This is a genomic window from Bradyrhizobium sacchari (assembly GCF_002068095.1).
GTDB lineage: Bacteria > Pseudomonadota > Alphaproteobacteria > Rhizobiales > Xanthobacteraceae > Bradyrhizobium > Bradyrhizobium sacchari.
Genome location: NZ_LWIG01000061.1, coordinates 1 through 13617 on the forward strand (window position 1 = coordinate 1; position 13617 = coordinate 13617).

Consider the following 13617-nt stretch of genomic DNA (forward strand, 5'->3'; position numbering starts at 1 on the left):
CCCCTGATCATGTGCGGCGGTGCCGGCACGCGGCTGTGGCCCGCCTCGCGCGAGGTGCGGCCGAAGCAGTTCCTGCCGCTGTTCGGTGCGCGTTCGACCTTCCAGGACACGCTGCTGCGCGTCTCGGATGCATCGCTGTTCGATCGCCCGATCGTCATCACCAACGCGGCCTATCGCTTCATGGTGCTGGAGCAGCTCGCCGAGATCGGCATCGAGGCCGACGTGATCCTCGAGCCGATGCGGCGCGATTCCGGGCCCGCGATCGCCGCTGGCGCCGTGTTCGCGCAGAACCGCGCCTCTGAGGCGATCGTGCTCGCGCTCGCCGCCGATCACGTCGTGCAGGACAATGCCGCTTTCGTTGCGGCATGCCGCGAAGGCCTCACCGCCGCGAGCGCCGGGCGCATCGTCACCTTCGGCGTCAAGCCGGAGCGGCCGGCGACCGAATACGGCTATATCAGCCCGGGCGAGGTGATCTCCGGCGCGGTGCACGCGGTCGCGCGCTTCGTCGAGAAGCCGGACGCCGTGACGGCGGCCGACTACGTCAATTCGGGGTTTCTCTGGAACAGCGGCAACTTCATGTTCCCGGCGAGCGTCCTGCTCGACGAATACCGCAAGGTCGATGCGGCAAGCGTCGAGGCGGTCGCCAACGCGGTCAACAATGCCGGCCGCGATCTCGGCTTCGTCACGCTGGAGCCCGAGGCGTTCGGCGCGGCCAAGGCGATCTCGATCGACTACGCCGTGATGGAGAAGACCTCGCGCGCCGCCGTGGTGCCGGTGTCCTGCGGCTGGTCCGACGTCGGCTCCTGGCATGCGGTGTGGGAATTGTCGGAGAAGGATGCGCAGGGCAATGCCGCGCACGGCACCGCGGTGTTCGAGGATTCCCGCAACTGCAACGTCACCACCGATTCCGCGCTGGTCGCGCTCGAAGGTGTCGACGATCTCGTCGTGGTCGCCACCGCGGATGCGGTGCTGGTCTCGCGCCAGAAGGATGCCAACGGCCTGAAGCGGCTCGTCACCAAGCTCAAGGCGGTGGCGCCGAAGGTCACCGAGGAGCATCTCAAGGTGCATCGGCCGTGGGGCAGCTATCAGTCCGTCGACAATGGCGAGCGCCACCAGGTCAAGCGCATCGTGGTGAAGCCGGGTGGGCGGCTGTCGCTGCAGAAGCACCATCATCGCGCCGAGCACTGGATCGTGGTCCGCGGCGCGGCCCGCGTCACCGTCAACGAGACCGTCAAGACCGTGCATGAGAACGAGTCGATCTACATCCCCATGGGCGCGGTGCACCGGATGGAGAACCCCGGCAAGATCATGCTGGAGCTGATCGAGGTCCAGACCGGCTCCTATCTCGGGGAAGACGACATCATCCGGATTGAAGACGACTATCAAAGGTCGTAACCAGCAGGCTCCGAATCACGCGACCCGGGCCGAAATAACGCCCCTTTCAGCGGCTTAAGGCCCGGGAAACGTGTAACTTTTTGAATCAAATCGTGTCCGGTCGGCTAGCTCGGCATTCGCCGCAAATGTGGCGCCCGTGCTAGAAGCGGCGCCGGGGATTTGCGTTGAATCGGGGTTTGCTCAGATGAGTTCCAAAGGGTCACAACCGGCAAAGGCCGGCTTGCGCGTCGGCGTGATCGGCGCGGGCGTGATGGGCAGCAACCATGCGCGCGTGCTCAGCGGCCTGCCTGGCGTCAGCCTTGTCGGCGTCGTCGATCCGTCGCCCGCCCACCGCACGCGCGCGACGGAACTCGCCGACTGCGCGAGCTTCGAGACGCTCGACCAGCTCTTCGCCGCCGGCGTCGATGCCGTCACCATCGCGGCGCCGACACACCTGCATCACGAGGTCTCACTCGCCTGCATCGCCAAGAACATCCATGTCCTGGTCGAGAAGCCGATCGCCTCTACGGTGGAAGAGGGCCGCGAGATCGTCGCCGCCGCGCACAAGGCCGGCGTGACGCTGATGGTCGGCCATGTCGAGCGCTTCAATCCGGCGGTTGCCGCGGTCAAGCAGGCGATCGCGGGTGAGGACATCCTCTCCATCGCGATCACCCGCGTCGGCCCGTTCCCGCCGCGCATGTCCAATGTCGGCGTCGTCATCGACCTTGCTGTGCACGACATCGACCTGATCCGCTGGTTCACCGAATCCGACATCGTCGAGGTGCAGCCGCAATTGTCGAGCGCTGTCGCCGAGCGCGAGGACATCGCGCTCCTGCAGTTCCGCACCGCCAATGGCGTGCTCGCCCACATCAACACCAACTGGCTGACGCCGTTCAAGGCGCGCAGCGTCACGGTTGCGACCCGCGGCAAATACGTGATGGGCGATCTGCTCACGCGTCAGGTCACCGAGTGCTTCGGCTTCAAGCCGGATGGCAGCTATTCGATGCGGCATCTGCCGGTCGGTCACGACGAGCCGCTGCGCGCCGAGCTGATCGCGTTCCTCAAGGCCGTCCGCAACGGCGAAACGCCGGCGGTCACGGGCGATGAGGGCGTTGCCAGCCTCGAGATCGCCACGCAGTGCCTGGAGACGCCGTCACGGCCCGCAGCCACGTCGCCCGCCCGAAAAGAGCCGCGCCGCGTCGCCGGCTGATCCCTTTCCATGTCGACCGCTCAAACTTCAGAAGGCGCCATGAACCAGCACCTGCGTTCCGAACCCATTCCCTTCATCGACGTCGCCTCGCAGCGCCGCCGGCTCGGCGCCTCGCTCGATGCGGCCGTCAAGCGCGTGATGGACCATTGCCAGTTCGTCAATGGCCCCGAGGTTTTCGAGCTCGAGAAGCAGCTCGCGGCCTACTCAGGCGCCAAGCACGTGATCGGCTGCGCCAGCGGCACCGACGCGATCCTGATGGTGATGATGGCGAAGAATGTCGGGCCCGGCGATGCCGTGCTGTGTCCGTCCTTCACCTTCATCGCGACCGCTTCGCCGGTGGCACGGACCGGGGCGACGCCTGTCTATGTCGACGTCGATGAGACGACCTTCAACATGAGCCCGGAATCGCTGAAGCGCGGCATCGCGACCGCCCGCAAGGCCGGCCTGAAGCCGGTCGCGGTCATTCCGGTCGACCTGTTCGGCCAGCCCGCCGATCACGACGCCATCTCCGAGATCGCGAAGGCCGAGGGCCTGTTCGTGCTCGATGACGCCGCGCAAGGCTTTGGCGCGAGCTACAAGGGCCGCAAGCTCGGTACGCTGGCGCTGGCCACCGCGACGAGCTTCTTCCCGGCAAAGCCGCTCGGCTGCTTCGGCGACGGCGGCGCGATCTTCACCGATGACGACGAGCTCGCGGCCACCCTGCGCAGCATCCGCGTGCACGGGCAGGGCGTCGATAAATACGACAACGTCCGCCTCGGGCTCACCGGCCGGCTCGACACCATGCAGGCCGCGGTCCTGATCGAGAAGCTGAAAATCTTCGACGACGAGATCGCCGCCCGCAACCGGGTCGCGGAACGCTACGCGCGCGGGCTCAGCAATGTGGTCACCGTGCCGCGCCTCGCCCCCGGCAACACCTCAGTCTGGGCGCAGTACACCATTCGCCTGCCCAAAGGCACCGATCGCGACGGCTTCGCTGCGGCGCTGAAGGCCCAGGGCGTGCCGACCGCGATCTATTACGGCAAGTCGATGCACCAGCAGACCGCCTACAAGCAGTACCCGGTCGCCGACGGCGGCCTGCCGGGTTGCGAGAGCCTGTCGCAGGACGTCATCAGCCTGCCGATGCACGCCTATTTGACCGAAGCCGACCAGGAGCGAATCATCGCTGCCGTCCGCGGCGCGCTCGCAGGCTGAGTTCTCCTTCACCTCTCCCGCTTGCGAGAGCTTTGTATAATTGGATGTTGGGGGAGTGGCTCCCGCGTACGGCTTTTTTGCGTGGCCTCGGACAGCGGGCGGCGTCGGTATGGGCGGCCTTGCGCTCGTGCGTGTGGAGCGACTGGACTAGGGTTAGTCTCTTGAGACTCGCGCGGACGATCGCCGGCCGAACGACTCGGCCCGGCAGCGCGCCGGGCTTTTGCGATTCAGTGCCCAGAATTTGCGTGAAATCGCGGGATGTGTCCGGTTTTTGACCTTGATCCGGTCTTTCGATCGGCCGGCGCATAGCAAGCGCACCGGCGGAACTATTCCGCGGCCTGCACCGCCTGTGAGAGGGCGGATGCAGGCCGTGCTGCGTGCCATAGCAGCCTTAGAAGCAGGGCCAGCAACGCCATCATCGCCACGCCTCCAACGGCTGGGGCAAACTTGTCGTTGATGTCGGACAAATCGAATTCGGAGCCGAACTGGGCTGCAAGACGTCCCGACTGGAGCATGCCGTAGGCGCCGGCAAGCAGGATCAACCCATAGATGGCGCTGCGTTCGCGCGAACTCGCCGCCTGTGCAAGGTCGGGTAACAGGAGAGCGAGGCCAATCCCGACCATCGGCAGGTCATAGTCGTAGGCGTAAGGGCTGATCATCACTGAGATCATGGCGGTGACGCCGAGGGCAAACGTAGGCGACATCCTGGGCGCCTTTCCGAGCCAGATAGCGAGGACGCCTCCAAGCAGTGCGAGGCTCGCGAACGCTGCTTGCGCCCAGAAGGCAATATTCGGCGGAATGCCGGCACGGCTGAGGGTCGAGTAAGCCGAGATCATGCGGAACATGGGATAAAAGCCGCGCTCCAGGAAGACGGCCGATTCCCTGATAGCGCCGAGCCATGCAATCCAGATCTGCAAGCCGAACACCAGCGTGCAGACGAGCGAGCTCGCCAGCACGAAGCTGATGGCGGTTGCGAGCGCCATCCAACGCCGTGTTGCCAGCATGTAGACGCCTGCGGCGATGGCCAGATGCGGTTTGATCACCATTGCGCCCAGCGCGAGGCCAGCGAAGATCTGGCGCCGTTCGACATTCAGGCAGACGATACCGATCAGAGTCCCCGTAAGGAAACCGTTCTGTCCGCAGCCGATATTGATTGCGAGCGCAGGAAACAGCACGACGAGAACCAGCGCGAAATTGTTGCCGGCGACAGTACGAAGCGTCAGGAGGTAGGCAGTGAGTGTCGCGGTGATGAAGAGCAGATAGGCGATGCCGGTGGGAAGCAGAGCCAATGGCGCCAGCAGGAGATCGAACTGCGGCGGATAGGTCCAGGGCATGAAGCTGGTCGAACCGGTAAATGCCTGCTGGAGTTTGATCAGAGTTTCGAACCGGTAGACCAGATCAAGCTCGCCGCGCCAAACCTGCCGCGCGACGATGTAGAAGGCGTCGAAATCGGAGAGTTCGCGGATTTGCCAGACGCTCCAGCGGCCAAACCTGAACGTCTTGAACAGCACCATCATCGCCAGCGTTGCGAGGATGAGGCGGACATAGATTGTCCGCTTCGACGGTGAGGATTGAACCGCTTCCAGCGTCTCGGCCAACATCGAGCGACGCCCCCTAATCCCGATAGATCGCGGCGTGTCACGTTTCCGCCAATCCCCGCCAAACTGTCACCGGAGGCTTAAGGGAGAGTAACGACAACCTCAAAATCCGAGCATGGCAGGCCAGGTTTCGTGCGGGTTGATCGGTTCGATTAGGGGGACATGCCTATGCTTAACCATGCGGCCGGACTGAAGGCACCTGCGCCTTACCAGGCGTTTTGTGGGTGAGGGGACCCCAACTTTCTCCCCGGACTGAAGCCCGGCGCAGGGGGCCCCTCGCGCCAGGCGCTTCGCTTATGCCGCTCGCCGGAGCGTCATGTGGTGGGCTGCGAGCGCCAATGAACGGTTGAATCTCGCTCGAGCAAAAGATCCTTGCAATTGCCCCTCAGGACGACCGCTGACCCGGGTCGAGGTCAACATCGAGGCGATCAAAGACAGCCTAACGGAGATCAAGCCGACGCTCAGGAAGTCTCGCCAGCCTAACTGTCTCTCCTTTTCAGGATCGAGACGCAATCAAGTCCGTCCTCACCCCATCCCTCGGCGCGGCCCTGGATTTTCTGAAGCACCACATCAAGATCGTTTGCGGCAGCGTAATCCCGCATGATTTTTGCGGACATGTCGGACTGCGTACCAGTGTTGGTGGCCCAATTGCTGTCGGGAGCTTTCTCGCCATAGTTTGAATGATGTAGAAACGCTGTTCCACCAGGTTTCAAGACCCGCCTAATGTCGAGCAGATAGTCTCGCACGATCAGCTTGTCGAAATGCACCATCGAGTCCCAGCTGTAGACGAGAGTGATGCTATCGTTTGGGATCATCTTGAGGTGATTGCCGTCGGTGACGTGATAATAGAACCGTGTGCCATCCTTGGCGTCACCGAACCGCTTACGGCATGCATCAATGCACGATTGATTGATATCGACTAGATGCAGGGATTTGGTTTGGCGCCGTAGGAACTCGGAATTGCGCCCATGGCCGCAGGCGAGGTCGAGCACCGAGGTAAAATCAAGATCGCGAATCAAAGGGAAGATGATCTGATTCCATTGTAGCTCCATATAGGGCTCAGCATCGTGGAAGTACCCTTTTGATCTGTCGTGTGAATCGCCACACTGGATCGCCGTTTTCCACTTTACGAGCTCCTCGATCGCAGGCTCAAGGTTCTTGATGGGATCGGTCGCCAAACTCGCGAGGGCCGGACCTCCTTTCTTGGCAATATCTGCTGCAAAGGCGTGCACAGCGTGCCCGGTTGGATGAAGGTCGTGAGAGTTGACCAGAGCCATAGCGTGCGGAGTTAAGCCGCCAGAGCTGGCGCGCGCGTCGATCAATCTGACCCATGCAGAAATGTTCCGGGGATTCGCCTTGATCGTCGATTCAAGTTCGCTGGCAGTACGCTTACGTTGGAACATGGACCACAGAGACTTCATCGAAGTTGGTCATCCTTTTTCTATTGATCTCGGAAGTCCGCCACCTTAAGCAGCGATTAGACAGATATACCATAGGTCTGGCCGTCATGTAATGTGACCCGTTAGGGCCGCGCCGCCACGTTCGCCTTGGGCCGCGGATGCACGCGCGCGTCGACCGGGACTTTGGTGATGGCGTCGCGCAAGGCATCACGGTCGAGGATGCCGATCAGGACGCCGACCATGGCTTCGGCGTCGCGTTCGCGCGTGGGGTGGTCCGCCAGAGCCATCATCGCGAGATCGTAGCTCTGTTCGATCTGCTCCGCGGGGGTGAGCTGCACCATCAGAGACCCTCGCGCAGCCCCTTGAAGAACGGATGCCGCCTTCTCCAGTGCGTCTATTGCGGCACCTTACTGCGGACGATTTAATGCAGTCGGTCAGAGGGAGCGAACAATGCACAAGGTGACAGCCACAGTGGCGCTCGTTGCTGCACTCGCGCTTGCGGGTTGTGGAAGGGAACCGGGGCCGAGAGGCGAGCCCGGTCCGCAAGGTCCGGCCGGCCCGCAGGGGGCCCAAGGCATCCAAGGCGTGCCGGGTCCTCAAGGGCTGGCCGGGGCGCAAGGCCCCCAAGGTCCGCAGGGGTCTAAGGGCGAGAAGGGGGACAAAGGCGATCCTGCGCCGGTGAATATACGAGCCGTGCAGGCTGACGGCGCCGTCAACTGCGACACGAGCGAAATTTTGGTCTCTGTCTTCTGCCCAAGTGGCGGTGCTGCTGACGGTGCGAAGTGCGGGACCTCGCCAACCATTGGCCTGTGCTTGAAAAAGTAATCCGCCGCCCAGCGTCTAATGCGGTGATACGAGTGCGGCCACGCTGAAAGCCACCACGCATGCCGCAGATAAGGACCAGAGCGTTATCGTGATTCCTTTCGGCATAGGGCCTAAACCCTCGGAGCCTTTTCACGGTTCCGAGCGGACGATGCGGACGGAGAGAACACAGCGAGAACAATCTTCCGTTGAAGAGTGTGTAGCAAAACGTGTATCAGCCGTCCGGGCTGAATCATAATTGTTTGAATTCACGAATGGATTTTGGCGTGCTCGGCGCCGTGGCGCACCCTCGCGGAGACATCCTCTCCGCAACCCTCCCCCGCAAGCGGAGGGGACGAACCGCCGCCGCGGTTGCACATAGACCTATTCCTGACATGCTCTAGAACAGACGCATGCTCGGACGCATCTTCACGGTCGGTGGTTACACGCTGCTCTCGCGGCTGACGGGGTTTGCCCGCGACATCATGCTCGCGGCGATCCTCGGCGCCGGCCCGGTGGCCGACGCCTTTTTCGTGGCGTTGCGGCTGCCCAATCATTTCCGCGCGATCTTTGCCGAGGGCGCCTTCAACGCCGCCTGGGTGCCGGCCTATGCGCATGTCCATGGCGAGAAGGGGGAGGGCGCGGCAAAACTGTTCGCGGACCGGATCTTCACGCTGCTGCTGGCCTCGCAGGTGGTGCTGCTGATCGTCGCCTGGCTGTTCATGCCGCAGGCCATGAGCATTTTGGCGCCGGGCTTTTCCGAGGATGCCGAGCAGCGCAAGCTCGCGATCGAGCTGACCCGGATCACCTTTCCCTATCTGCTGCTGATCACGCTGGTGACGCTCTACGGCGGCATGCTCAACGTGATGCAGCGCTTTGCCAGCGCGGCCGCCGCCTCGATCTTCCTCAATGTCGCGATGATGATGACGCTGGCGGTTGCCGTCTGGTTTCCGACCGCGGGCCACGCCGCCGCCTGGGGTGTCCTGATCTCGGGCTTCCTGCAATATTTCCTGCTCGCGGGCGATCTCGCCCGCCATGGCGGCCTGCCGCGCTTTGCGCCGCTCAAGCTCGACGAGGATGTCCGCGGCTTCTTCAAAGCGCTGGGACCTGCGACGCTGGGCTCGATGGGCACGCAGGTCGCGCTGTTCGCCGACACCATCATCGCGACCTTCCTGCCCGCCGGCGCGCTGTCGGCGCTCTACTATGCCGACCGGCTCAACCAGCTCCCGATCGGCGTGATCGGTATCGCCATCGGCACGGTGCTCTTGCCCGAGATGTCGCGTCGGATCACCGCCAACGACCATGACGGCGCGATGAAGGCGCAGCGCCGCGCCTTCGATTTCACGCTGCTGTTCTCGGTGCCGTTCGTCGCGGCCTTCATCACCGTGCCCGATGCGATCATGCGCGCGCTGTTCGCCCGCGGCGCGTTCTCCAAGGCCGATGCCGCCGCGGCCGGCGCCACACTGGCGGCCTATGCCATCGGCCTCATCCCTTTCGTGCTGATCCGCAGCGCGGTCGCGACCTTCTACGCCCGCAAGGACACCGCAACGCCGGTGCGGGCCTCGCTGACCGGCATCGCCGTCAACGTCGCGCTGAAGGTCGCCTTGATGGGATCGCTCGCCCAGATCGGCCTCGCGCTGGCGACCGCCGTCGGCGTCTGGACCAATCTCCTGCTGGTGCTGTTCTTCGCCGTGCGGCGCGGCTTTCTCGTGCCGGACCGCGCCTGGCTGATGTCGCTCGCCAAATTCCTGCTGACTGGGCTGATCCTCTCCGCCGCCTTGTGGCTGATTGCGCGCTTCAGCGGTTCTTGGCTGGGCGCGATGCACTTCCACGATGAGCTGCTGCTGGTCCTGCTCGCCGTTGGAGGCACGATCGTCTACGCGCTCGCGATCCTCGTGCTGTTCGGACGCAAGTGGCTGGTCTCGCTGGTGCGCGGCTAGCGGCGGCGAGGGGCGTTCGCCTCCAGGCTGCACCCGACCTCCGCACATCTCTTGATTTTGCGCGCTTGCCGTGGTACTCGCACTGCATGATCAAATCCGTGCGCAACGTCAATCTCTGGGACATGACCCGCTTCGGCTGGGCCGTGGGAGGAGTCGCGCGCTAGGAATTCGACGACGACACCTTTTCCACCAGGCCCCGCCGGCATCGGACGGGGCCTTTTCATTGGCCACGCTCCCTGCCGGCACAACAGCAGGAGCATCCGATGCCACCACAACAGACGAACATCACCTCCGAGACGGATGCCGCGCGGCTTCGCCTCGACTTCTCCATCGCCTTGAGCCTGCTCGGGCGATACTGTCGCGCGTTTTGGCAGCAGTGCCGGAGCTCGCGGGTCACCTTGCACGAGCTGAGCGACCGGGACTTGGCGGACATTGGCCTGACGCGCGGCGAGATCGACCACATCGCGCCCGAGCGTGCTATCGGAAGGCTGCGTGAACGCGCGATGGATCTGTGGGGGCGCGGTGGGATGTAAATGATCAACTGCGGGGGTCTCTAGACATGATTCCGATCATCGACCGTCGTGACATCGACATGGTCGTCTCGGTCGATGGCGGAGCGACCATTTCGCTAGCTGGTCCCGCTGGTGCGCGACCAACCGCGCACCGATAAGTTCGGCATATTCGCTCGACCCGCAAAGAGCCGACTTGCAGCAGACGCGCGGGAAGGCGACATTCCGTCGTTGGTTTGTTATGAAGTAGGCTGACTAGGACAGCCCATCATGGATGATACTGACCCCGAATATTGGCCGACCCAATTGCAGGAAATCTTTGCTGCTGTCGGCCGTGCTATGGACGGAAAACGATTGACACCGGCGACTCTGAAATTGGTCCAGATGCCCGACGATCAATTCACGATCTCGCATGTCGCACGCAACGATTTGAGCCGTAAGAGCGGTTACTACCAGATTGCTATGGATGGTGGTCGGTGGACCTTTCGATCGGGAAAATTGGAGAAGCTTTGTCGCGCCGCTGCAAGCGCAGCCGGCCAACGATCGCCGATCCTCACAGGGAAATGAGCGAACTGCGGCCCTTCTGCCCCATCTCTCTCTGACCGGAGTGCCAGGAAAGGAGTTTTTCGCAGACCATTCCCGCCTAAACCCGTTTGCCTTGCCACTTTTTCCACGGCAATATGCCGGCAAAACAACCATAGAGCGGGATAAGAAAATGGCGGCTCCCATCAAGTTCGGCGTTGGCCAAAGCGTGCTGCGCAAGGAGGATGACGCGCTCATCCGCGGCAAGGGCCGCTATACCGACGATTACGCGCCGCAGGCTGCGCTCCGCTGCCTGGTGCTGCGCTCGCCGCATGCACATGCCAAATACACCATCGATGCGAGCCGCGCCCGCGGGCTTCCCGGCGTCGCGCTGATCCTGACCGCGGATGACGTCAAGGATCTCGGCAATCTGCCCTGCCTGTTCAATCTCGAGACCGATCCGTTCACCGGCCCGCCTTACCCGATCCTCGCCAAGGATGAGGTCCGCCATGTCGGCGATGCCATCGCCTTCGTCGTGGCCGAGACCATCGACCAGGCCCGCGACGCGATCGAGGCGATCGAGGTCAAATGGTCGCCGCTGCCGGCGGTGACCGGCGTCGTCAACGCCGTGAAGAAGGGCGCGCCGCAGGTCTGGCCGGACAAGGCCGGCAATGTGCTGTTCGACGTCTCGATCGGCGACAAGGCCGCGACGGAAGCCGCCTTCGCCAAGGCGCATGCGGTGGCCGAAATCTCCATCGTCAATCCGCGCGTGGTCGCAAGCTTCATGGAGACGCGCGCGGCCGTGTGCGAATACGACGCCAAGCGCGACCATCTGACGCTGACGGTCGGCAGCCAGGGCAGCCATCGCCTGCGCGATATCCTGTGCCAGAACGTGCTCAACATCCCCACCGACAAGATGCGGGTGATCTGTCCCGACGTCGGCGGTGGCTTCGGCACCAAGCTGTTTCCGTACCGGGAATACGCCTTGATGGCGGTCGCGGCGCGCAAGCTGAAGAAGGCGGTGAAATGGGCGGCCGACCGCTCCGAGCATTTCATGGGCGATGCTCAGGGCCGCGACAACGTCACCACCGCGAAGATGGCGCTGGCCGAGGACGGCAAGTTTCTCGCCATGGACTGCGACCTGATGGGCGACATGGGCGCGTATCTGTCGACCTTCGGGCCCTACATCCCGCATGGCGGCGCCGGCATGCTGCCGGGCCTCTACGACATCCAGGCCTTCCATTGCCGGGTGCGCACCATCTTCACCCACAGCGTGCCGGTCGATGCCTATCGCGGCGCGGGCCGGCCCGAGGCCGCCTATGTCATCGAGCGTCTGGTCGATGCCTGCGCGCGAAAACTCGACATGACGCCGGATGCCATCCGCCGCAAGAATTTCATCCCGCCGAAGGCGCTGCCCTACAAGACCGCCACCGGCAAGGTCTACGATTCCGGCGACTTCGCAGCGCATCTCAAGCGCGCGATGGAGATTGCCGAGTGGAAGGAATTTCCCAAGCGCGCCAAGGCGGCCAAGAAGGGCGGCCTGATCCGCGGCATCGGGCTTGCGAGCTATGTCGAGATCTGCGGCGTGATGGGTGAGGAGACGGCCAATGTCCGCCTCGATCCCAATGGCGACGTCACCGTCCTCATCGGCACGCAGTCGAGCGGGCAGGGCCATCAGACCGCCTATGCGCAGATCGTCGCCGAGCAGTTCGGCGTCGCGCCCGAGCGCGTCCACGTCCGCCAGGGTGACACCGACGAGATCGCCACGGGCCTCGGCACCGGCGGCTCGGCCTCGATCCCCTCGGGCGGCGTCAGCGTCGAGCGCGCCACGCGCGAGCTCGGGCAAAAGCTGAAGGAGATCGCAGCGCAGGCGCTGGAAGCGAGCGTCGGCGACTTAGAGATCACCGATGGCATCGTGCGCATCGCCGGCACCGACCGCTCGATCTCTTTCGCCGATCTCGCCAAGCGGCCCGGCGTCGATCCGGCAAAGCTCAACGGCAGCGCGACCTTCGCCAGCGCCGACGGAACCTATCCGAACGGCACCCATGTCGCGGAGGTCGAGATCGATCCGGCCACCGGCATCATCAAGATCGTCAACTACGTGATCGTCGACGACTTCGGCAAGACGCTCAATCCGCTGCTGCTGGCGGGCCAGGTCCATGGCGGCGCCATGCAGGGCATCGGCCAGGCGCTGATGGAGCAGGTGGTCTATGGTGCCACGGACGGCCAGCTCATCACCGCGACCTTCATGGATTATGCGCTGCCGCGGGCGGCGGATGGCCCCGCCTTCGTGTTCGAGACCAACAACGTCCCCTGCAAGACCAATCCGATGGGGGTGAAAGGGGCGGGCGAGGCCGGCGCGATCGGCTCCTGCCCGGCGGTCGTCAACGCCATCGTCGATGCGCTCTGGCGCGAATACAAGATCGACCACATCGACATGCCGGCGACGCCGGAGCGGGTGTGGATCGCCATCAGCGAGCATCGCCGCCGCCACAGCCTGTAAATAACAGGAAAACGCGGAACGCGTTTGCGGGAGCAGACGCCGGACGCGTTTTGCCCAATCGATCATCCGGAGAGCGACGATTTATCGTCGCATTCCGGATGGAATGAAATCTGCCAATCGGTGTTGGCCCCATGGAGGGGTCGGCACGATCCTGTATCAGGGAAAGGGATTTTGCGAATGAAGCGAGTGTTGGTCGTCGGCGGCGCGCTGCTGCTCGGTATGGGCGCGGTTTGGGCGCAACAGGACTCCGTCAAGGAGGTCCAGGCCCTCATGAAGGGCAACGGCAAGAACGCCGGCGCGGTGTCGGCAATGGTCAAGGGCGAGAAACCCTACGATCAGGCCACCGTGGACAGCGCGCTGGCGCAGTTCGCGGACACCGCCACCAAGCTGCCAAACCTGTTTCCAGCCAGCGCCAAGGGCGTGAAGCTCGACGGCGACTACTCGGCCTCGCCGAAGATCTGGGAGGACAAGGCCGGCTTCGACGCCAAGATCGCAAGCTTCGCCAAGGTCGTCGCCGAGGCCAAGGGCAAGATCAAGGACCTGGATTCGCTCAAGGCGAATTTCCCCGC

General features: G+C 63.6%; 11 protein-coding genes. 8 read left to right on the top strand and 3 right to left on the bottom strand.

What is annotated here, in order from left to right; translation table 11 throughout:
- The 3 genes from A5906_RS36910 to A5906_RS36920 form a co-directional block, all read left to right on the top strand.
- Positions 1-1395: mannose-1-phosphate guanylyltransferase/mannose-6-phosphate isomerase (locus A5906_RS36910; RefSeq protein ID WP_245326864.1), on the top strand; the 1395-nt coding region annotated here is incomplete at its 5' end.
- A 184-nt stretch (positions 1396-1579) separates the two neighbouring features.
- Positions 1580-2584: a Gfo/Idh/MocA family protein gene (locus tag A5906_RS36915; protein ID WP_080140037.1), complete on the top strand. Its 1005-nt coding sequence runs from the start codon at positions 1580-1582 to the stop codon at positions 2582-2584.
- Positions 2585-2623: 39 nt separating this feature from the next.
- Positions 2624-3775 carry a DegT/DnrJ/EryC1/StrS family aminotransferase gene (locus tag A5906_RS36920; RefSeq protein ID WP_080140038.1) on the top strand — a complete coding sequence of 384 codons (1152 nt, stop codon included), beginning with the start codon at positions 2624-2626 and terminating at the stop codon, positions 3773-3775.
- 326 nt (positions 3776-4101) lie between these two features.
- Here A5906_RS36920 and A5906_RS36925 read toward each other — a convergent pair whose 3' ends face one another.
- From A5906_RS36925 to A5906_RS36935, 3 genes are all read right to left on the bottom strand, one after another.
- On the bottom strand, positions 4102-5376 hold the full coding sequence (locus A5906_RS36925) for a glycosyltransferase family 87 protein (RefSeq protein ID WP_080140039.1): 1275 nt from the start codon (positions 5374-5376) through the stop codon (positions 4102-4104).
- 476 nt (positions 5377-5852) lie between these two features.
- Entirely contained in the window at positions 5853-6794 is a 942-nt protein-coding gene (locus A5906_RS36930) for a class I SAM-dependent methyltransferase (RefSeq protein ID WP_080140040.1), read from the bottom strand.
- A 101-nt stretch (positions 6795-6895) separates the two neighbouring features.
- Entirely contained in the window at positions 6896-7114 is a 219-nt protein-coding gene (locus tag A5906_RS36935; protein ID WP_080140041.1) for a hypothetical protein, read from the bottom strand.
- A gap of 873 nt (positions 7115-7987) precedes the next feature.
- On the opposite strand from A5906_RS36935, the gene murJ reads away from it, so the two are divergent.
- The 5 genes from murJ to A5906_RS36960 all read left to right on the top strand — a co-directional run.
- Positions 7988-9514: a murein biosynthesis integral membrane protein MurJ gene (gene murJ, locus A5906_RS36945; protein ID WP_080140043.1), complete on the top strand. Its 1527-nt coding sequence runs from the start codon at positions 7988-7990 to the stop codon at positions 9512-9514.
- 263 nt (positions 9515-9777) lie between these two features.
- Positions 9778-10047 carry a DUF1127 domain-containing protein gene (locus A5906_RS36950; protein WP_080140044.1) on the top strand — a complete coding sequence of 90 codons (270 nt, stop codon included), beginning with the start codon at positions 9778-9780 and terminating at the stop codon, positions 10045-10047.
- Positions 10048-10293: 246 nt separating this feature from the next.
- Positions 10294-10590: a hypothetical protein gene (locus A5906_RS42210; protein ID WP_136615751.1), complete on the top strand. Its 297-nt coding sequence runs from the start codon at positions 10294-10296 to the stop codon at positions 10588-10590.
- A gap of 148 nt (positions 10591-10738) precedes the next feature.
- On the top strand, positions 10739-13048 hold the full coding sequence (locus tag A5906_RS36955) for a xanthine dehydrogenase family protein molybdopterin-binding subunit (RefSeq protein ID WP_080140045.1): 2310 nt from the start codon (positions 10739-10741) through the stop codon (positions 13046-13048).
- Positions 13049-13225: 177 nt separating this feature from the next.
- Positions 13226-13617, top strand: a 392-nt coding sequence (locus A5906_RS36960; protein ID WP_245327107.1) for a c-type cytochrome, incomplete at its 3' end; no start/stop codon positions are given.

What these genes read in the sequence shown, in the direction of transcription:
- A5906_RS36915 (WP_080140037.1), top strand. Translation starts at nt 1,580, where the DNA reads ATGAGTTCCAAAGGGTCACAACCGGCAAAGGCCGGCTTGCGCGTCGGC.
- A5906_RS36920 (WP_080140038.1), top strand. Translation starts at nt 2,624, where the DNA reads ATGAACCAGCACCTGCGTTCCGAACCCATTCCCTTCATCGACGTCGCC.
- A5906_RS36925 (WP_080140039.1), bottom strand. Translation starts at nt 5,376, where the DNA reads ATGTTGGCCGAGACGCTGGAAGCGGTTCAATCCTCACCGTCGAAGCGG.
- A5906_RS36930 (WP_080140040.1), bottom strand. Translation starts at nt 6,794, where the DNA reads ATGAAGTCTCTGTGGTCCATGTTCCAACGTAAGCGTACTGCCAGCGAA.
- A5906_RS36935 (WP_080140041.1), bottom strand. Translation starts at nt 7,114, where the DNA reads ATGGTGCAGCTCACCCCCGCGGAGCAGATCGAACAGAGCTACGATCTC.
- murJ (WP_080140043.1), top strand. Translation starts at nt 7,988, where the DNA reads ATGCTCGGACGCATCTTCACGGTCGGTGGTTACACGCTGCTCTCGCGG.
- A5906_RS36950 (WP_080140044.1), top strand. Translation starts at nt 9,778, where the DNA reads ATGCCACCACAACAGACGAACATCACCTCCGAGACGGATGCCGCGCGG.
- A5906_RS42210 (WP_136615751.1), top strand. Translation starts at nt 10,294, where the DNA reads ATGGATGATACTGACCCCGAATATTGGCCGACCCAATTGCAGGAAATC.
- A5906_RS36955 (WP_080140045.1), top strand. Translation starts at nt 10,739, where the DNA reads ATGGCGGCTCCCATCAAGTTCGGCGTTGGCCAAAGCGTGCTGCGCAAG.